The organism is Asticcacaulis excentricus, from assembly GCF_003966695.1.
GTDB lineage: Bacteria > Pseudomonadota > Alphaproteobacteria > Caulobacterales > Caulobacteraceae > Asticcacaulis > Asticcacaulis excentricus_A.
Genome location: NZ_AP018827.1, coordinates 2,138,763 through 2,158,363 on the forward strand (window position 1 = coordinate 2,138,763; position 19,601 = coordinate 2,158,363).

A 19,601-nucleotide genomic window follows, 5' to 3' on the forward strand; every position below is an offset into this window, starting at 1 on the left:
ACAGTAGCGCGACGACCCGAGCCGCCGACCTCCACAGATAGCACATCGGGTGTGTGAACCGGCGTGCAAAAAGGGCTCTGACGCAATTTTGGTGCAAACGGGTTCAATAAACATCCACCAACCGCGCCTGAAGAAGATCGATCTTGGCGCGGCCGTACATCTGGCGCTTCACGAGCTTCAGTTTAGTGATCTGTCCCTCTGTCTGGCCGTTGGACCATGATGAGGAGATCGCCGCGCTAACTGCCGCCCGGTCCCTGGCTACGCCGTTAGCGAACGAGGTGATCAGGCTGGCTTTTGCTTGCTCGACCCAGGGGTCGAGTTCAGCCATGGCCTTTTTGCGGATCATGGTGTGGAATTTCGCAACAAGGTCGCGTGCTTCGACAAGTGACGGAACGCCGCCTTCGATAGCCGCGACGAGCAAGGTTTCCGCTTTCGACAAGGTATCTCGGCCCACTGTCATTAGCCTGGCAATGGTCCTCGCCGACGGAACACGCTGTAAGCTTTCAGCGTCGGCCTTTTCCGAACGTCGCCGCCTTGTCGCCCACTCGGTAACGACCCGCATTGAACCTTGGAAGCCTAAGGCTTTGAGACGTCGCCAAAGCTCGGCACCATTTCGATGGCCGGCCACCCATTGTTCATCCAGCCATGGCAAGTGTAGTTCAAGGGAGCTTTCACGAACGCGAAAAATGTCCGAACGTTGGCCCCGCAAGATTTTCCTGACCATACCGCGGCTATGACCGGTAACCCGGGAAATCTCTCGGATCGAAGCTCCGCTTTCCGACTGTTTAAGGATCGTGGCGTTGGTATCTTCACGTCGAAGGTAGCCTTCGTATTGGAGCCGTTCTGCGGAGGTGAGCAAGTCCGCATTGATTACAGTTGCGCCTATTGCCGCCCGGACCTGGCGCATAGATTTCCGCACGGCATCCCTGAATGCCTGGCTGGCATTCTCCATCAGATGCCAGCGATCCGCCACTTGTGTCGCTTGGGGTAGCGCCTTGGCCCCGGCCCCGCCGTAACCGCCGCCGCGATCCCTATTGCACTGACTCAAACGGATGGTACAGGTCGGCGCTCGATTTTGGCGAGTATTTCCTTGGCGGGCTTGGTCCAGACGAAGGGCTTTGGGTCTTGGTTATGTTCGGCGAGATATCGGTTGATGGCGGCCTGAAGGTCGATGACAGACTTGAAGACGCCGCGCCGAATGCGACGCCTTGTGAGAACGGAGAAGAAGTTCTCGACAGCATTGAGCCACGAGCCGGAGGTCGGAGTGAAGTGGAATACCCAGCGAGGATGGCGCGCGAGCCAATCCCTGACCTTGGGATGCTTGTGGGTGGCATAGTTGTCGAGGACGGCGTGTATGTTTTTACCGGCGGGGACCTCGCGCTCGACGGTGTTCAGGAAGCGGATGAACTCCTGGTGTGTATGCTTCTGCATGCAGCGGCCGATGACGACCCCGTCCAGCACGTTGAAAGCGGCGAACAGGGTTGTGGTCCCGTGGCGCTTGTAGTCGTGGGTCATGGTCCCGCACTTGCCGGGCTTGAGCGGTAGGCCAGGCTGGGTGCGGTCGAGCGCTTGGATCTGGGACTTCTCGTCGATGGACAGGACCAGAGCGTGGGCGGGGGGATGCATGTAGAGGCCGACGATATCTTCGACCTTCTCGGCGAAGGCAGGGTCCTTGGAACGCTTGAAAGTACGCAGTCGGTGGGGCTGAAGGTCGTGCGCTTCCCAGATGCGCTGAATGGTTCGAAGCGACAGGCCCGAAGCCTTGGCCATGGCTCGGCCGGTCCAGTGGGTGACTTCACCGGGCGGCTCCGAGCAAGTCATCGCCACGATCTTGGCCACGGTCACTAAGGGGACGGCTTGCCGGCCTGGCTTGCGGCTACCTTCGCGCAACAGCCGCTCCACGCCACCTTCGGCGTAATGTCGCTGCCAACGCCACACTGCGGGCCGACTGACTTCTGCCCGCCGCGAGACCTCCAGCGCCGTCAGCCGATCGGCCGAGTAAAGGACGATCTTGGCCCGCAGGATGTGCTTGAGCGGCCGGCTTCTGTCGGCGATAATCGCGGCCAGCCGCGCCTGGTCTTCAGCGGAAACGATAACGGATACGGTTTGGGACATGCAGCCAAACTCGCACACCCGAGCCGTCTTGTGAATCCTATGAATGTGTCAGTACACTAGCGACTATGGTAATTTGCGGTTGGCCACCTAGCCACGCCTAAGCCGTTGCCGGCTCTCTGTCGGGAAGAAGTCGGATTGGTCGCCGTCGTTCCAGGTCACAAATAATCGTCCCGTAGCGCTGATTGCGATGCCAAGCCCAGTCGTCAATGCCGATTACGCTTGGAGGTACAAATGCCTTTAGGCTTCGCCGTCGAACGACGCGCAGCAATGTATCATTGCTCACCGGAACCATCAAGCGCGAGGTAAAACTGGCGGCCGGTCGGCCTCCCAATGCCAAGCCGAGTTGGTGAACGACATAGTCGAGCCGAGCTGTCCGGCGTGCCCATGGGACCAGGACCGCACTATCGTACCGCTCGGTAAAGATGCGTCGCTTGCATGAGACGAAGTCGCACTGAAAGCGACGCGCCGAAACAAAAAGGCGCACCAGCCGCCCAGCCAGTGGTAAATCACCGACACGGCGACAATACCGGCTGCGGACACGTTCGGATAATGAACCGCAGCATGGACAAGCGCTGCCCCTGTTCGTCGCGCACCGTGACAATGGTGGCAGCACCTTCGGTCACCGCGTTAACGACCTCGAAGCCGGCGGGGACGAGGTTGGAAGGTTTGAGGGCGTTTTGCATGACGTTGATTCTCAGGTGAAACCAAAGCCAGCCGACGCCCTAACTGCATCAAATTTGAGTTAGAGCCCTTTTTGCACGCCGATCTACAAGCCTGAAAGCCGTCACCCTGACCGAGGCGCGCCCCGAATTGGGTTGATTTGTGCACCTTACCGGTGCCTGAATAGCGGTAAGGTAGCCAAAAACCGAGGCCTTTGGAAACCCAGACTCTCGACGCAAAGGCGTCAATCGGGCATTCTTATGGATGTTCATTCGGGCGCTCCCTGTAGAGGTTTGAAGTGTGGTAACAGTCATCAACCCTCGCAACCCCATGTGATAATGGGAAAAAGGGCTCAATGCGGCGCATCTGTGCCTCGCTCAACAGAAACAAATCACTCATCGCCACACACCTCCATGCGGCAAGTGAATCAGTCCGCCTCATTTTTTAATAGGTCCTGATACCAACCTGGGCAGACGATGACTCAAACGTGAGTTTGAAAATCCGCAAACAGTGATTCCCTTGTGCCCGGAGGTATCGGGCATGTTGAAGCTTCGAACAGATTATGATGGCGCGTCATTGCGTGCCTTGGCGCGGGGAAGCGGGGATGCGAAGCAAATTCGACGCTTGCTGGCGTTGGCGTCCATATACGACGGTAGCCGGCGCATGGACGCGGCGAAGATGGCTGATGTCACCGTACAGATCATTCGGGATTGGGTTGAGCGGTTCAATGAGCATGGCCCTGACGGGCTTTTGAACCGGAAAGCGAAAGGAGCGAGCCCCAAGCTGAATGCCGAGCAGCGAGAGGCATTGGTTCGGATGGTTGAAAGTGGTCCCATTCCCGCCATCCATGGCGTTGTTCGGTGGCGTCTCATCGATCTGGCCGGTTGGGTTTATGACGAATATGGTATCGCTGTCTGTGAGACAACGCTTGGCCGTCTTTTGAAGGGCCTGGGCTACCGCAAGCTGTCCGCGCGCCCCAAACATCACGGGCAGAATGAATACGCTCTCGAAGATTTTAAAAAAACTCCCGACGCAAATCGCGGAAATCCGATCACACCTACCGAAAGGCACACAAATCGAGTTGTGGTTTCAGGATGAGGCCCGCATCGGGCAGAAGAACAAGATCACTCGAAGGTGGGCCAAGCGGGGCACGCGACCATCGGCTCCAAAAGACCAACGCACGAAATGGGCCTATATCTTCGGTGCGATTTGTCCGCGTAAAGGAAAGGCCGCTGGTATCGTTATGCCCTTCTGCGACAGCTTTGCCATGAAGCAGCATCTCGACGAAATCAGCGCCTGCGTGGACAAGGGATGTCATGCTGTCCTCATCCTTGATCGAGCCGGCTGGCATACCTCTCAGAAGCTCGAAATTCCATCGAACATCACGCTGTTACCATTACCTGCCAAAGCGCCAGAGCTTAACCCACAGGAAAACGTCTGGCAGTTCATGCGCGACAACTGGCTGTCCAACCGCATCTTCACTTCCTATGACGACATCGTCGACCACTGCTGTGCGGCATGGAACAAGCTTGTCGAACAACCTTGGCGCATCATGTCATGTCCCTCGGATTGCGGGAATGGACACAAGAGTACTAATCAATGCAGGTTGGTATGAGCCTGGGAACCATTCAGTTAATGATGACATCCATTTTGTATGGTGTATGAATTGGATATTGTGAAATGCAGAGAAGTAAAAAATGATATTGCCACCCACGTACCTATCTGTACGGAACGGATTGATAACTCCCCTTACACGGCTATCAGATCAGCGCCGTGCGGAACTAAACCTTCAACCTAACGCAGAATGGGAAGGAGGGGTGTACGATGACACAGGGCGTTTTGTAGGCCTGTCGTCGTTAATGCGCGGCGTCACTTTTCCCATCACCTTTGGAGCTGATTACGAAGGAGCGGCTGAAAAGGTGCCTGGAACTGTCTTTTATGCTGGGTTTTTATATCACGATCATTTCGGCCATTTTTTAACCGAGTCGCTATCGCGGTTTTGGTATTTGTTTTATTCTGGCGAAAAAATTAGACCGGTATTTAATACTATTCCAGGAATTCGCGAGTTGTCCGATATGAATAAGTTCTTTCTAAATAAATTAGGTGTAAATTCAGAGGATGTCTTACTTATTGATCGCCCTTTACGTTTTGAAAACGTGATTGTTCCTAGGGCCGGTTTTGAACTTGGGAATCCAAACTATGTTTTAGAACAGTTGAACGTTTTTAAACATATTTCGTCTGCACAATTAAATGCATTTGACGGATTAGATAAAAGTGCACCTGTTTATGTTTCAAGAACAAAATTTAATAACAGAAAAATCCATGGTGAGCAATATTTAGAAGGTGTTTTAAAATATAACGGATGGAATATTGTTCATCCAGAAATGCATTCATTATCAGATCAAATATCTATATTTAACTCATCGAATATATACTGCGGGGTATTGGGGAGTGCTATGCACAATTTACTTTTTTCTAATGAGGGAAAGCGGCCGATATATATAGAGCGTACGCGAGGAACGCCGCACACACTTATGGCCTTTAAATGTGCTGATGAAATGCTGGGGCACAATTCACTTTACATAGACGCAAGTAATAATCTTCTGCCAACGTATGGCCAGCGCGGACCTTTTCTAATTGATCCAGAAAAGGTTTTGCGAGAATTGCGAAATATTGGATTAATTAATTCTTCCTACCCTCCCTTCAATTACAATGAAGTCGAACGTCAATATAGAGAAGATTGGGAAACCTACACCTGAGATATTATTTTTTTGATTTATGGATAGTTGTACAGATGGTTGGCGATTTGGGCTTCAAACCTTATCAGTGTATTGATTTATCTTTCGAGCACTGATTCTGGACACTCGCAAAAACCATTGGCGTTTGGCGGGATAGGATGACTCACTGGGTTTCTAGTGTACTGACACATTCATAGGATTCACAAGACGGCTCGGGTGTGCGAGTTTGGCTGCATGTCCCAAACCGTATCCGTTATCGTTTCCGCTGAAGACCAGGCGCGGCTGGCCGCGATTATCGCCGACAGAAGCCGGCCGCTCAAGCACATCCTGCGGGCCAAGATCGTCCTTTACTCGGCCGATCGGCTGACGGCGCTGGAGGTCTCGCGGCGGGCAGAAGTCAGTCGGCCCGCAGTGTGGCGTTGGCAGCGACATTACGCCGAAGGTGGCGTGGAGCGGCTGTTGCGCGAAGGTAGCCGCAAGCCAGGCCGGCAAGCCGTCCCCTTAGTGACCGTGGCCAAGATCGTGGCGATGACTTGCTCGGAGCCGCCCGGTGAAGTCACCCACTGGACCGGCCGAGCCATGGCCAAGGCTTCGGGCCTGTCGCTTCGAACCATTCAGCGCATCTGGGAAGCGCACGACCTTCAGCCCCACCGACTGCATACTTTCAAGCGTTCCAAGGACCCTGCCTTCGCCGAGAAGGTCGAATGTAGACCGGCGTGCAAAAAGGGCTCTGACGCAATTTTGGTGCAAACGGGTTCAATAAACATCCACCAACCGCGCCTGAAGAAGATCGATCTTGGCGCGGCCGTACATCTGGCGCTTCACGAGCTTCAGTTTAGTGATCTGTCCCTCTGTCTGGCCGTTGGACCATGATGAGGAGATCGCCGCGCTAACTGCCGCCCGGTCCCTGGCTACGCCGTTAGCGAACGAGGTGATCAGGCTGGCTTTTGCTTGCTCGACCCAGGGGTCGAGTTCAGCCATGGCCTTTTTGCGGATCATGGTGTGGAATTTCGCAACAAGGTCGCGTGCTTCGACAAGTGACGGAACGCCGCCTTCGATAGCCGCGACGAGCAAGGTTTCCGCTTTCGACAAGGTATCTCGGCCCACTGTCATTAGCCTGGCAATGGTCCTCGCCGACGGAACACGCTGTAAGCTTTCAGCGTCGGCCTTTTCCGAACGTCGCCGCCTTGTCGCCCACTCGGTAACGACCCGCATTGAACCTTGGAAGCCTAAGGCTTTGAGACGTCGCCAAAGCTCGGCACCATTTCGATGGCCGGCCACCCATTGTTCATCCAGCCATGGCAAGTGTAGTTCAAGGGAGCTTTCACGAACGCGAAAAATGTCCGAACGTTGGCCCCGCAAGATTTTCCTGACCATACCGCGGCTATGACCGGTAACCCGGGAAATCTCCCGGATCGAAGCTCCGCTTTCCGACTGTTTAAGGATCGTGGCGTTGGTATCTTCACGTCGAAGGTAGCCTTCGTATTGGAGCCGTTCAGCCGAGGTGAGCAAGTCCGCATTGATTACAGTTGCGCCTATTGCCGCCCGGACCTGGCGCATAGATTTCCGCACGGCATCCCTGAATGCCTGGCTGGCATTCTCCATCAGATGCCAGCGATCCGCCACTTGTGTCGCTTGGGGTAGCGCCTTGGCCACGGCCCCGCCGTAACCGCCGCCGCGATCCCGGGCGACAATGGTAATTTGCGGTTGGCCACCGAGCCACGCCTCAGCCGTTGCCGGCTCTCTGTCGGGAAGAAGTCGGATTGGTCGCCGTCGTTCCAGGTCACAAATAATCGTCCCGTAGCGCTGATTGCGACGCCAAGCCCAGTCGTCAATGCCGATTACGCTTGGAGGTGCAAATGCCTTTCCGCTTCGCCGTCGAACGACGCGCAGCAATGTATCGTTGCTCACCGGAACCATCAGGCGCGAGGCAAAACTGGCGGCCGGGCGGCCTCCCAATGCCAAGCCGAGTTGGTGAACGACATAGTCGAGCCGAGCTGTCCGGCGTGCCCATGGGACCAGGATCGCACTATCGTACCGCTCGGTAAAGATGCGTCGCTTGCATGAGACGAAGTCGCACTGAAAGCGACGCGCCGAAACAAGAAGGCGCACCGGCCGCCCAGCCAGTGGCAAATCACCGACACGGCGACAATACCGGCTGCGGACACGTTCGGATAATGAACCGCAGCATGGACAAGCGCTGCCCCTGTTCGTCGCGCGCACCGTGACAACGGTGGCAGCACCGTCGGTCACCGCGTTAACGACCTCGAAGCCGGCGGGGACGAGGTTGGAAGGTTTGAGGGCGTTTTGCATGACGTTGATTCTCAGGTGAAACCAAAGCCAGCCGACGCCCTAACTGCATCAAAATTGAGTCAGAGCCCCTTTTCCACGCCGGTTGACACCGCCGAAACACCGCCGCATCCGAACAGCGTGTTATGCCGCCATCAATTCATGAGGTTTTTGCGGGTGTCCAGCTTGCTCTGCAATCAGCGCGTCTTTTTCTTTATCCGAAAGAGGACGAAGCGGAGGACGAATCATGACCCCATGGATTCAGAACCCGATTCATCGCGCAACCCAAAATCCGCCAACCACGTGAGCAATTACAAAAATAGAGGAGATTACATGGAAAAAGTATATGCCATTATTCCAGTAAAGGAAAAATCAAATCGTATAAAAAGGAAAAATTTTATCGATTTTTATAAAGGGCTGTCGTTGTTGGAGATAAAAATTCAACAATGTATTTCTTCGGGTGTATTTTCGGATGTTTTTGTTTCAAGTGATGCCGAAGAAGCTGAATTAATTTCAAAAAAGTACAATATAAAATTTATAAAGCGCGATCCCTACTTTTGCGACCCACTCACACCCTGGGGTGAGGTCATAAAAGGTGTTGCCCTCAGCGTTCCTGCGGAAGATGACGCGTTTCTGATGTGGCTGCATGTCACCAATCCACTTTTCAAAAACTTTAACGGATTGATTGAAGCGTTAAAGAATAATCCGGGTTACGACTCTTGCAGTACAGTAACAGAACACCACCACTTCATGCTTAATTCGGACTATTTACCCATAAACCACAAATGGGGGCCGTGGCACACGTACACACAAGGTACCAAGCCTGTCTACCAGTTGAACCTTGCCGCCAGCCTCATACGCAAACGCACCATGGCCGAAAATCGTTATATCCTCGGGGATATGCCATATTTCCACTCGATATCCTTTACCGAAGGACTGGATATAGATACGCACGAAGAGTTTCTAATCGCTCAACTTCTTTACAACCAATTGATGAACCCAAGATCAACCCTAACGAGTTAGCTGTTGATCGTTACGAGGGAGGTCACGGGCTTTTCGTCCAACACATCGCCTCCTCGCTTGCGCAGGTCGATGAGAATGTCCTCGACCGTTGGCACGCGCGGCGGGAAGGCAAACGACATATCTTCCGAGGTCAGGGAAAGGTTCGGACTGAAGGCCGGGCACCGGCGCATCGACTGGCCGTAGCGGGTCTTGATCGTCTGGATTTCACGCTGCTCACGCGCCTTCTTTTCAGGTGAATCCTCCGCACCGCGCGAGGCCGATTCGTGGTGGTACATCTCGGCATAAGGCGTGTAGATATTGCGGTAACCGGCATCCCGGACCCTGAGACAGAAATCCACGTCATTGAAGGCCACGGCAAGCCCCTCATCAAGGCCGCCTACGGCGTTGTAGGTCTCCTTACGAATAAGCAGAACCGCCGCGGTCACCGCGCTCAGGGACTGATGCAGAGACGCGCGATTCGCATAGCCCGTTTCTCCGCGCTTGATATGTTTGTGCATATGGCCAGCGACGTCGAAGAAGCCAATCAACACCCCACCATGCTGCAAGGTGTCGTCGGGATACCATAGGCGCGCCCCCACACAGCCGACATCCGGCTGCTGGGCGAAGGACACCATTTCTTCCAGCCAGTCTGGCGTCAGGATTTCGATATCGTTGTTCATCAGGCAGACATAGCTGCCCTTAGCCTGGGCTACGCCCTTGTTGTTCAACTGTGAGAAATTGAACGGACGCTCATCACGAATGACCCGGACCCTTTTGTCGGCCTTGACCTCTTCAAAATAGGCAAAGGTTTCGGGCTCAACCGATCCGTTATCAATGATGATAACTTCGTAATTGGTGTAGCTTGTCTTTTCCAGCAAAGAGCCCAGACAAAACCGCAGCAATTCGGCCTTGTCGCGTGTGGGTATCAGTATGCTCACCTTGGGCAGACGCTTAGGCAGGGCATAGCGCACGCGATTATAGCCTTCAAGCTCCGGCGCCTTCATAACCTCCGCCGATTTGCGTAAGCGCTTCAGATGCCGGTTGACCGTAGCGACCTGCGCCTCTCGATAGACTGCGCGCCCTCGCACATGGTTGAGAACACGCGGTATATGAACAAAGGCGTCCCCTCCCCTTTGCTCATAAACTCTCAGGGCCAGGTCATAAAGCGCATCGTCGCCCGCCTCCGGATCAATGCCACCCACGGCTTCGATCAGATCGCGGCGATAAACGGTAAACCCACCCAGCATATTATGGGTCAAAAACAGCTCGTAATTGAAGTCCGGCTTGAAATAGGGATCTTTGCGCATGTCTTCTGTGTCCATGCGATCTTCATCCGCATAGAAGACCTGAGCCTGCGGTCTTTCATGCAGACCATAAGCCACCCACACCAAGGCGGCCGGATCGAGTATGTCGCAAGACCGCATGAAGGCGACATGGTCGGTTTTCGCCGCCTCCAGCAATTTGCTGTAACTTTCGGCCTCTGTGCCAGAGGTGTTGATCAGTGTGAAGCGCTTATCGCCTTTCAATTCCCCTTCGACGATGGATCGTGCGGCGGGGGTCACGGCCAGAATGGCTTCAAACGTCTCGTATATCTGGTCTTTGATGGCCTTAACCACACGTCGGATCAATTCCGGCGAGTCGCTGTCACTGATGGCCGCCACAACACTAAACTTTTGACTGAGCCCAAGCGTCAGGCGTAAGCCGTGCAGATTTTGCACCTTGCGGTCATTCAGCGTGTCGAACTGCCAGACCCAATCGCCATAGTTCCGATTGATCGGACGCTCCACACCGCCATGAATGTATAAAAACCTAGCCGCGCGGTTTTCATGGATGCCGAAACGGCAATAGTGGGTCCAGGCATCCATGCGCAACAAACCAGAGTCTTTGTGGTTGCGATAATACCAGTGTGAATCAAAAAAACGCGCTTTACGGCCTTCATCAATGCCATGCAGGAAAAAATGCTGTTCGAATGACCCGTCGTAACCGGCCACATCTGCGTTGTTTTCCAGATACCAAGCTTCATCAAAGACACGCCCGGAAATGTGAATATGTCGGCGACGCGCGTCAAAACCACTAGACAAGTAATCCTGCGCACGCACAAACATATGCTGCACAGCAAACAAAATCCGGCTCCAGAGTGAGCGGGGCACATCCTGTTTGGCAGGTTCGTCTGTGACCGCAACGTCCATAAGAATCTCCGCGCGCGAACGTATTCAGAAAATTGAAAATGGGCGCAAGGCCCAAATAATTTAAATATAATGCAGCTTTTTCAATAAGACAAAAACTACTCTAGGCGAAAACGGCTGACAATTTTAACATTTCTTCTTTTACAGCAGCCACATACTTCTGAATAGACAGCTCCTGTTCGTCATTTCGATTATGACCATGAAAAGCTTCATCATGATACCAGTTGTACTTAAGATCATGCTCGTTTTCACCACAACCTGCCTGCCCGCGGGCTTTTTTGATCTGATATTCTTCGAGTGTTTTGGTGTAGTAGTGATTGACCTGCGCCACAGTGGTATCAATATCTTTGGAAACGCCCCACTGCTCCATTTCCAGCGCCCGTCCCGATGAATAGACCTTGTCGCCGATAACGTCACACAGGTGCATATGCACAACCCCCCGTTGGCGCGCCGTCTTGATAAAGCTCTTCAGGTGCGCATTGACGCCAAAATCTTCGGGCGCAGCCCAGGTAAACCGCTCAATGACCGGACGGCCATCCGAACGCGGCATATGGGAGTCGCCAAAGATGCGCCAGTTGAAACAAATGGCGTCGATATTCCCATTGACCTCAAAAGAGGCCAAGAAGGCGTTCACATTAGGGTGCTGGTGAAGAACCAGAAACTCATCGGCATCGATGAACAGCATCCATTCGGCTTCAGAACGCTTCAGTGCATCCATATAGGCCGCAATCTGCGGGGAGCCATGCGCTCCATGCGGCCAAAAGCGATAGGTAATGATACCCGCCGCAGCCAGCTTTTCGAGCACTTCTGCAGACTGATCCGTAGAATTGTTATTATAAACAATAATCTGATCAAATCCCAACACCCGATGATAAGCGATCCATTCGAGAAGATAGGGGCCTTCATTCTTAGCGATCAGACATACTGCACTTTTGGCCGACAAGGTTGACCTCTTAAACAAACGCATCAGGGCTTCCCGTCAGACCGAGACTGTCCACATTCAGGGTGTATATAGATAGTATGAGTGCGTCTCTCAACCTAGCTTTCGCCCTTCTGCCCGTCCCGCGGTTATATAGTGAAAGAACGGGTTGACCCCCGCATGCCGAACATCCGGATAGGCATCCAGATAAGCCTTGGTATTAAACCATGTGCAGGGATTGCGCCCTTCATCGGCACCATGACGCACATAATGTTCAGCGGGGTCTATGCCGGCGTGGGCAACGTCAGGATAGGCTGATAAATAATAGTCCGCGTCGATTTCACGCCGTACGGTTTCAACGATCGGACCCACAACAATCTCTTGTTCCACGCTAACCGGCTCATCCGGGGATGGCAGGCGCCAGTTGAGTTTCTGACACAGCGCCGCCGCACTCATTGCTTCCGAAGGCCGACGACCTTCACGCGCGCCAATACTGAGAAAATGCCAGGCCATATCCACATAGGCATGGGCCACATCCGGATTTTGATACGCATAATAGACCGGATCAAAATCGCCGTCGTTTTTTAGTCTCTTTAGCGTGTAGCGAATGAAGTGCAATAGGGGATTAGCATCGACCCCCAGACCCTGCTCAGCCTTGTAGGCTGAGGTCGAAAAGCTCTCTGAGGGATCAAAGCCGCGCAAAGCCCCTTTGACGAGGTAATGACCGACCGGATCGAACCTCCCCAGTGTTTCGTCCTTCGCCTTGAGCTGCGCCTTGTAGAAATCGACATCGAACTGGCCGCTGGTCGCAATAAGTGTATGGTTTTGTTCGGTAAGAAGGCCGTGGCCCAACACCTTGCGCTTGATCCTGGAAAGCGCGAGTCTCATATTAGACGACAAGAGATACTCCTTGAGGCGGACAGCGCAGCACGGGCGCACGATCTAAAGACAACTTAAAATTCATTTCGCATTTTGTAAAAAGGTTTCAATATCATCACTGAGCATAAGCGGCAAATTGCGATTTATTTTCTCAACCGGCCAATTCCACCATTTCAGTTTCAACAGGCGCGCTCACGTTTTTTCGTCAAAGCGATAACGGATTAAAGGCGCCGTATTTCCACCGACGATCGCGTAAGGCGGCACATCCTTGGTTACGACACTGCCGGCCGCAATAACAGCCCCATCACCCACTATGACCCCGTAAGCGATAAACACCCCTGAGGCAATCCACACATCCGATCCGATCACCACATCCCCATTGGTCGCGTGATCCGGTTCTTCAGACGCACCGGGCCAGTCCTGCATCCAGTCATTCAGAGTCCAAAAGGGGCGAAGGTGATTCCCTAAGGCAATGGTTACACACGAGGCGCTATAGAGCAAAGCCCCCCTATCTTTAAAGTAAGCGTAAACACGCCCCCGTATTGCGGATCTAATGTTTTCGTGGATCAGTCACCGGTTTGATCTGGCTTAAAATTCCAAGGCATGAGTTCGTCGAGACGAGTGACAGTCCAGCCGTCTGCTATGCGCTGAAGGGTCTGTGTCAGCCAGGCCTGCGGATTGACCCCGTTCATCCTGGCCGTCTGGATAAGCGACGCGATGATAGCCCACGTCCGGCCACCGCCGTCTGAGCCCGCGAACAGGCTGTTCTTCCGCGTTATGGTCTGAGGCCTGATGGCGCGTTCGACGATATTGGAGTCCAGCTCGATACGCCCGTCATAAAGGAACCGCTCCAGCACCTTGCGACGAGGCAGGGCATAGTCGATAGCCTTTGCCAGGGATGATTTCTGAGAGATCTGCGACGAGGTCTTTTCCCAGAGCTGGAAGAGCTCCTCGACTATGGCCTTGGCATGCTTCAGGCGGTAGGCAGTCCGCGCTTCCGGCGACTGGCCACGCACTTTGTCTTCATGGTGCCAGAGTGCAGACATGATCTCAACCGTCTGGGTGGCTACGGCCGAGCTGTTGTTGGCATGCAGGTCATAAAACTTCCTGCGGACATGCGCCCAGCACCCGGCGAGCTGGATGCCCGCATTGGCATCCGGGGCCTTTTCAAGCTGGACACCCGCAAAAACCTCATAATTGGTAATTGCTCCCGTGGTTGGCGGATTTTGGGTTGCGCGATGAATCGGGTTCTGAATCCATGGGGTCATGATTCGTCCTCCGCTTCGTCCTCTTTCGGATAAAGAAAAAGACGCGCTGATTGCAGAGCAAGCTGATCTGCTGCGCCAGCAAGGGGCTATGATCGAGGAATTGGTCCGGCGGCTGAATGACCTTGAGCGGCGCGGCGGCAAGACGCGGAAGGCTTCGAAGAACTCGCATCAGCCGCCTTCAAGCGACGGCCCTGGTAAGCCGAACCGGCCGGGTGGCGGGGCTAAGAAGCCACGCCCATCGCGTCCGGGCGTTTCGCGCCGGCTGGCCGACGATCCTGATCGGATAGAGCGCGTGTATGCTTCTGAGTGTCGCCACTGCCATGCCGATGTGTCACGGCTTTCCCAGCACATTCGGTGTCGCTACGACCATATCGAGCTGCCGCCGATACGCCCCGTAGTTACGCGGGTCGAACTCATGGGCGGGCGTTGCGGATGCGGTCGGCGTTTCCGCGCTGCCCCGCCCGCCTCGATGCCCACCGGCTCACCGTTTGGTCCTGGAATCCGTTCGCTGGTCACCTATTTGCACCATTCTCACCATGTCAGTTTTGAGCGGCTGTCGCGCGTCATGGGAGAACTGTTCGGCCTGAAGATATCCGAAGGCGGTTTGACCAACATCTTCAAGGGCCTTGAAGGCAAGATGGCAACGGCTTGCGAGGCTATTGCCGCTCAACTGCGAACCGCCCGCGTCGTCGCGTCCGACGAAACCACGACGCGCGTCAGCGGTGTCACCCAATGGCAATGGAGCTTCACCTCGGACAAGGCGGTCCTTCATAAGATCGCGCCGAGCCGAGCCAAGTCCGTTCCGCAAGAAGTGATGGCGGGCCATTATCCGGACGTTTGGATCAGCGACCGCTATGCCGGTCAGCAGGAACTCGCCAAAAATCACCAGGTCTGTCTGGCCCACGTTCTTCGCGACGTACAATATGCCATCGACCGCGGCGACATGGTCTTTGCCCCGAAAATACGCGACCATCTGCGATGGTGTATCCGCGTTGGACATCGAAGCGGGGACCTGAAAGATGGAACCCTTCGCGCCTATGCAGCCAAGGCAGACGACAAACTCGATACAATCCTCGCCATTCCAACGGCCCATCCGGCCGGGGCCTCTCTGAAAAAGCAAATTAAGGCGTGGCGGACCAAGTTCTTTGTCTTCATGACCGATCCCAGGGTGCCACCCACCAACAATGTCTCCGAGCGAGAGATCAGACCGTCGGTCATCTTCCGAAAAGTGACAAACGGCTTCCGCTCACAATGGGGCGCCGACATACACGCGGGATATCGCTCAATCACAGGCACTGCACGCCTACGCGGCCTGATGCCTTACGCCGCGATCCGCGTCCTCGTCGACGGAAACTTCACCGTCGCGTAGCCTCGCACGCCAACCACGTGAGCAATTACCGCTCCACGCCACCTTCGGCGTAATGTCGCTGCCAACGCCACACTGCGGGCCGACTGACTTCTGCCCGCCGCGAGACCTCCAGCGCCGTCAGCCGATCGGCCGAGTAAAGGACGATCTTGGCCCGCAGGATGTGCTTGAGCGGCCGGCTTCTGTCGGCGATAATCGCGGCCAGCCGCGCCTGGTCTTCAGCGGAAACGATAACGGATACGGTTTGGGACATGCAGCCAAACTCGCACACCCGAGCCGTCTTGTGAATCCTATGAATGTGTCAGTACACTAGCGACCGCTGAGTTCAATACCATCCGCTTGCGCCTTCTGAAGATCGGGGCACGGATCAAAGAGACCGCACATCGCGTAAGGATTGCCTTCGCCGCGGCTTGCCCGGAGGCTTCGCTCTTGCGCCATATAATGGCGTCCCTCAAACCCGCCCGCATGAACGACGGGGCTATACCCCCGAAACCGCCGCCATCACCATCAACCCCATCGGAGAAAAATCAAACCCAGCGCGTGGCGGAAAACACGACGCGAACAAACGCGTCTGTGAAAAGGCCGACCTGAACGGAAGGGCGAACGCCGTTACGATGAATGATCCGGGTTAGGGCTTGCACGCCACACAGTAGTTTAATATTCTCATAAGACGGGATGGCTGTGTTTTGTCAAACGGGCTAATTATTTTTTACGGAAGCATGATGAAAAAGAATTTGAGTCGAAAGGGCAGGGGGCAATTAGTCCCTAATCTATCTGTCGGAAATGCCCAGTCCGTAACGGATAAAGAGCCCAGAATTGGTCCCGCCAGTGATGAGGCAAAACCCCAGACGGCTGCGCCGTTGGCGAACGCGCCGTCCGTAAATGGGCCTCAAGGTGCGCCAAAAGCGCTCAAGGTTGAGGCTTCTGCCAAGGTCCCCGCGATTGCTAAGCCGCCCCTTTCGGCCAAGGGCCATATAGAGAGGTCCCAAGTGCGCGGTAAAACAGAAGGTGTCCCAATCACATCCAAAACAACTACTGTGCCAGGTCGTGAAAAGCGTGATGGCAGAGTGGAAAATATAGAAAAAGGTGTTGTGAATTTAACAGAATCGACGTTAGTAAAGACAAGTGGTCTGGCTGTGAACTCGGTCGCCACTACGAACGCAAAGCGATCGGCGATCGTTAAGAGCAAGGCAGTGGCCGATGCGCCTGCGGTGGAGGTCAAGGCTGAGGCGTCGCCTAAGCCTGATGTTGCTAAACGCGAACAGCGCTTACCGATTGAGCGGCCTGGCAAGCCTGCAACGAACGGGCCTATTGCAGGCGTGCCTGAAACTGCGGATGTAACGCTCCCGCCTGTGGGCCATGATGCGAGTGTCTCCATTCGTACCATCTGCTATGTTTCAAATACCGGTCAGGTCGAACCATGGAACGATGGATCGACGCGATATCGGTGTTTTTACCCTGTCGAGTATCTTCGCCGTAACGGCTTTTATTCAGGTCTTATTGCACTCAGGGATGTCATAGGGAAAGAAGACATCCCTGAGGCTGACGCATATGTCTTTCATCGCCCTCACTATAGCGAAGGTTTTGTTAAGTTGATCCGAGGATTAAAGGCAAAAGGCGTCAAATTAATAGCGGATTATGATGATTTAATTTTTGGTGTTGATAACATTTTTTACTCCTCGCAATACGAGCAACGCTGGGACTCGGTCAGCTTGACGGGTCTTTTTAATGAAAACACCCGAGCTTTGAGGTTATTTGATGCGTTTACCGTCTCAACGCCTTTTTTGGCGGAGATGGTAAAAAAGTATCATCCTTCTGCCAAAGTTGTCGTTATCCGCAACGGATTTCCGAAAAAAGTCATTGATTTTACATGGCAATTGTTCAAAGCTAAAAACCCTACAGGGCACTCCATGGGGTATTTTCCAGGGACGCCCACCCATGACGCTGATTTCCTAACTTGGCATAGCAATTTTGCTGCTGCTCTTGAGCAGACGGATGTTCCCCTTAAAATTATAGGCCCATTGTCACATGATGTCGGTGCGGATTTGCCAAACGTCATTCGCCGACCTGGTGGTAGCTTCATGACGATGTTTGAAAAAATGACCGATGTTACGATTGCGACCGCGCCACTTAAGATAAATCCATTCAACGCCTCAAAAAGTAATATAAAATCTATAGAAGCTTTTTTGCTGGGATGTTACTCTTTGTCAACAAGCGCGAATGACGCTCAAATACTTGTGGATCAGGGGTTTGATATAAAGTTAACCCATCCTAATGACGACAACTTCGTCACAAAACTTAGAGAAATTTCAGAAAAGCCATATCTTTCGATACACAACGCAACTTTGGTTCGTGATCTGTACAGCCTTGAAAAGGTATGTGCGCCGTTGTTAGAAGTCTTCAAGTCATAAGGGTTTTGCTACGTGAAAAGAGTTGCGCTTGTAATTGATCCGTATTCCACACGCGGTGTCGCTTCGTTTCTGAGCTTGGTGGGATTGTTTTATGTTGATCTCGCAAAGGCCCTCGAAAGGGAAAAATGTGAGGTTTTTATTATAGGCACCTATCCAGCCTTGAACGATCTAAGGGCGCGACGCAGCGATTTCAACAGATACCTATCTGGAAGCCCATCAACATGGGAAACCTTCATTGACACCTTATCGGATTGGGATAACGAGGCCATCGAACGCTGGCGACGCGTTACTTCTGGTGCTGCGGATTGGACACAGACTTATAAGAACTGGTTTACCGACATAAAACTTTTCGAATATGATTTCGACTGCGCCATCTATTGGGGTAACAATGCCTCACTAATCAACGCGCTGACGGAATGTGGTGTGCAAACCCTGGCGCTGGAGTTGGGGCCGATGCGGTCACCTTTCCCCGAGGTTGTGGTTTATAGTCTTAATGCGTCGCCCGCGACCAGCGGGGCCTTTGCGCGTTCGGCCGATGACCTTCGCAACGATTTGTCTTCACCAGCATCAGACACTTATACGCTGCAACAGTCCCTTGAACAGTCGATGCGGAAAGATCTTTTCTTCGAGAATGTGGAGGGGATGTGGAACCAGAAAATTGCTGATCTTTTGGCCAGTCAAAACTGTTCGCGGCGCATTCTCTATGTAGCACAGCTCTGGGACGATACTAATGCGGCACAATGGGCAAGCAAAGAGTCGGAAATCCTTACACGACTTGTTGAACTTACTCGCCTTGCCGGGGCACAGCTGATTGTGAAGCCGCATCCTTCGACATCGGCAGTTTATGCGAACGAAGTTCACTGGGAAGAAACGCGCGCTATCTGGAACGATGCTGCTCACGTTATTGAACTTGATATCGATTTTCCTTGTGAGTTAAACCCGTATCTTCTGGCTTCGGTCCAAGGAGTCGTCGGGGGCAATTCCAGTGTCTTGTTTGAAGCCTTGTTGTTCGATAAGCCGGTCCATAATTTTGGAGGCGTTTACTACGCCCCAAGCGACGGGTTTCTCAGTTTGGAAGAGGTGGTAACCGGTAAGTTTGACGAGGCCGCATATACTCAAAAGGTTCAGGTAGCCCGTGAATGGTGCCTCTGGAACGCGACCGTGCCCAAGTCAGCCGTTGTTTCGGGTGAACTGGCTCGACAGATGCTTAGGCTCAACGACACTATCTCCATAGGTGGTTCGGCGAAGCCATGGTTCCATGCAACGAACAGCGACGCGCCTACATCCCGTATACCAACCTATAAATCCGGTGTGTTTTCAGGCCAAGAAGTTACTGAGCAGGGCACGATTTATTTGAGACTTTCTGATGGCCGATCTTTTAAAATCGTGAGTGACCACATTGTCGGTGTCCTTGATCGCTCGGACCAAGATGATAATGGCATCGTTATCGGCGGTTGGGCCTATCAAAAACGCAATCATTGCCCATCGCCATTTTTCATCGTGAACCTTTCGGCCGGGCGTTATTTTGTCGCGGAAAGCCTTGTTCAACGGCTTGATATAGCAAAAGCGTTTCATTCTGAAAGACTGAGATATTGCGGATTTCAGTTCAGACTGAGTTCTAAAGATATCGACTACACGCTTATCGGCCATAATGTATTCGCATATGTGGGTAACGGCCAGATTCAGCGCTTGTATAACGAGGTGATTTATTAGACCGAATACACCGAGGCCGAGGCCCTGCGCCTCATCGACGCGCTGTTTGCCGGGG

13 protein-coding genes and 6 pseudogenes are annotated in these 19,601 nt (G+C 53.5%); 8 read left to right on the plus strand and 11 right to left on the minus strand.

Annotated features, from left to right (window positions below):
• Window positions 1–103: 103 nt before the first annotated feature.
• The 4 genes and pseudogenes from EM6_RS09905 to EM6_RS17480 form a co-directional block, all read right to left on the minus strand.
• Window positions 104–1,033, minus strand: a pseudogene (locus EM6_RS09905) (transposase); the annotation flags it as partial.
• Between the two features lie 11 nt (window positions 1,034–1,044).
• Window positions 1,045–2,115: an IS630 family transposase gene (locus EM6_RS09910; protein ID WP_126422388.1), complete on the minus strand. Its 1,071-nt coding sequence runs from the start codon at window positions 2,113–2,115 to the stop codon at window positions 1,045–1,047.
• A 97-nt stretch (window positions 2,116–2,212) separates the two neighbouring features.
• Complete coding sequence (locus EM6_RS17750) at window positions 2,213–2,728, minus strand: transposase family protein (RefSeq protein ID WP_197723573.1); 516 nt, start codon at window positions 2,726–2,728, stop codon at window positions 2,213–2,215.
• A 356-nt stretch (window positions 2,729–3,084) separates the two neighbouring features.
• A pseudogene (locus EM6_RS17480) lies at window positions 3,085–3,174 on the minus strand (IS5/IS1182 family transposase); the annotation flags it as partial.
• 141 nt (window positions 3,175–3,315) lie between these two features.
• Here EM6_RS17480 and EM6_RS09920 point away from each other — a divergent pair.
• The 3 genes and pseudogenes from EM6_RS09920 to EM6_RS09930 all read left to right on the plus strand — a co-directional run.
• Window positions 3,316–4,390, plus strand: a protein-coding gene (locus EM6_RS09920) for an IS630 family transposase (RefSeq protein ID WP_420000732.1) whose coding sequence is annotated in 2 segments (ribosomal slippage) — window positions 3,316–3,800 and window positions 3,799–4,390 — 1,077 coding nt in all. Because the reading frame shifts where the segments join, the coding sequence is not laid out codon by codon here.
• Window positions 4,391–4,592: 202 nt separating this feature from the next.
• Window positions 4,593–5,534, plus strand: coding sequence for a glycosyltransferase family 61 protein (locus EM6_RS09925; RefSeq protein WP_172961181.1), 942 nt, complete (start codon window positions 4,593–4,595; stop codon window positions 5,532–5,534).
• A 213-nt stretch (window positions 5,535–5,747) separates the two neighbouring features.
• Window positions 5,748–6,218 (plus strand): annotated as a pseudogene (locus EM6_RS09930) (helix-turn-helix domain-containing protein); the annotation flags it as partial.
• Between the two features lie 51 nt (window positions 6,219–6,269).
• On the opposite strand, the gene EM6_RS09935 reads toward EM6_RS09930, so the two are convergent.
• A complete protein-coding gene (locus EM6_RS09935; protein ID WP_126422394.1) occupies window positions 6,270–7,826 on the minus strand; it encodes an ISL3 family transposase in 1,557 nt (518 codons plus the stop codon).
• 231 nt (window positions 7,827–8,057) lie between these two features.
• On the opposite strand from EM6_RS09935, the gene EM6_RS09940 reads away from it, so the two are divergent.
• A complete protein-coding gene (locus EM6_RS09940) occupies window positions 8,058–8,825 on the plus strand; it encodes a cytidylyltransferase domain-containing protein (RefSeq protein ID WP_172961183.1) in 768 nt (255 codons plus the stop codon).
• Here EM6_RS09940 and EM6_RS09945 read toward each other — a convergent pair.
• The 5 genes and pseudogenes from EM6_RS09945 to tnpC (EM6_RS09965) form a co-directional block, all read right to left on the minus strand.
• Entirely contained in the window at window positions 8,822–10,993 is a 2,172-nt protein-coding gene (locus EM6_RS09945; RefSeq protein ID WP_126422398.1) for a glycosyltransferase family 2 protein, read from the minus strand. The two genes, EM6_RS09940 and EM6_RS09945, sit on opposite strands and share 4 nt — an antisense overlap.
• A gap of 100 nt (window positions 10,994–11,093) precedes the next feature.
• The gene (locus EM6_RS09950) at window positions 11,094–11,957 is read right to left on the minus strand and encodes a glycosyltransferase family 2 protein (RefSeq protein ID WP_126422400.1); all 864 of its coding nucleotides are present in this window, start codon (window positions 11,955–11,957) and stop codon (window positions 11,094–11,096) included.
• Window positions 11,958–12,023: 66 nt separating this feature from the next.
• Window positions 12,024–12,809 carry a hypothetical protein gene (locus EM6_RS09955; protein WP_126422402.1) on the minus strand — a complete coding sequence of 262 codons (786 nt, stop codon included), beginning with the start codon at window positions 12,807–12,809 and terminating at the stop codon, window positions 12,024–12,026.
• Between the two features lie 171 nt (window positions 12,810–12,980).
• Window positions 12,981–13,214 carry a DapH/DapD/GlmU-related protein gene (locus EM6_RS17240; protein WP_145987683.1) on the minus strand — a complete coding sequence of 78 codons (234 nt, stop codon included), beginning with the start codon at window positions 13,212–13,214 and terminating at the stop codon, window positions 12,981–12,983.
• 140 nt (window positions 13,215–13,354) lie between these two features.
• Window positions 13,355–13,930: pseudogene (gene tnpC / locus EM6_RS09965) on the minus strand (IS66 family transposase); the annotation flags it as partial.
• Window positions 13,931–14,054: 124 nt separating this feature from the next.
• Here tnpC (EM6_RS09965) and tnpC (EM6_RS09970) point away from each other — a divergent pair.
• On the plus strand, window positions 14,055–15,425 hold the full coding sequence (tnpC, locus tag EM6_RS09970) for an IS66 family transposase (protein WP_126422403.1): 1,371 nt from the start codon (window positions 14,055–14,057) through the stop codon (window positions 15,423–15,425).
• A gap of 31 nt (window positions 15,426–15,456) precedes the next feature.
• Here tnpC (EM6_RS09970) and EM6_RS09975 read toward each other — a convergent pair.
• A pseudogene (locus EM6_RS09975) lies at window positions 15,457–15,675 on the minus strand (helix-turn-helix domain-containing protein); the annotation flags it as partial.
• Window positions 15,676–15,731: 56 nt separating this feature from the next.
• On the opposite strand from EM6_RS09975, the pseudogene EM6_RS09980 reads away from it, so the two are divergent.
• The 3 genes and pseudogenes from EM6_RS09980 to EM6_RS09990 form a co-directional block, all read left to right on the plus strand.
• Window positions 15,732–15,884: pseudogene (locus tag EM6_RS09980) on the plus strand (transposase); the annotation flags it as partial.
• Window positions 15,885–16,141: 257 nt separating this feature from the next.
• Window positions 16,142–17,833 (plus strand): glycosyltransferase, encoded by a 1,692-nt coding sequence (locus EM6_RS09985; RefSeq protein ID WP_126422407.1) that lies wholly within the window; start codon window positions 16,142–16,144, stop codon window positions 17,831–17,833.
• A 12-nt stretch (window positions 17,834–17,845) separates the two neighbouring features.
• Window positions 17,846–19,546, plus strand: a complete 1,701-nt coding sequence (locus EM6_RS09990; RefSeq protein ID WP_126422409.1) for a hypothetical protein — start codon at window positions 17,846–17,848, stop codon at window positions 19,544–19,546.
• The last annotated feature ends 55 nt before the right edge of the window (window positions 19,547–19,601 follow it).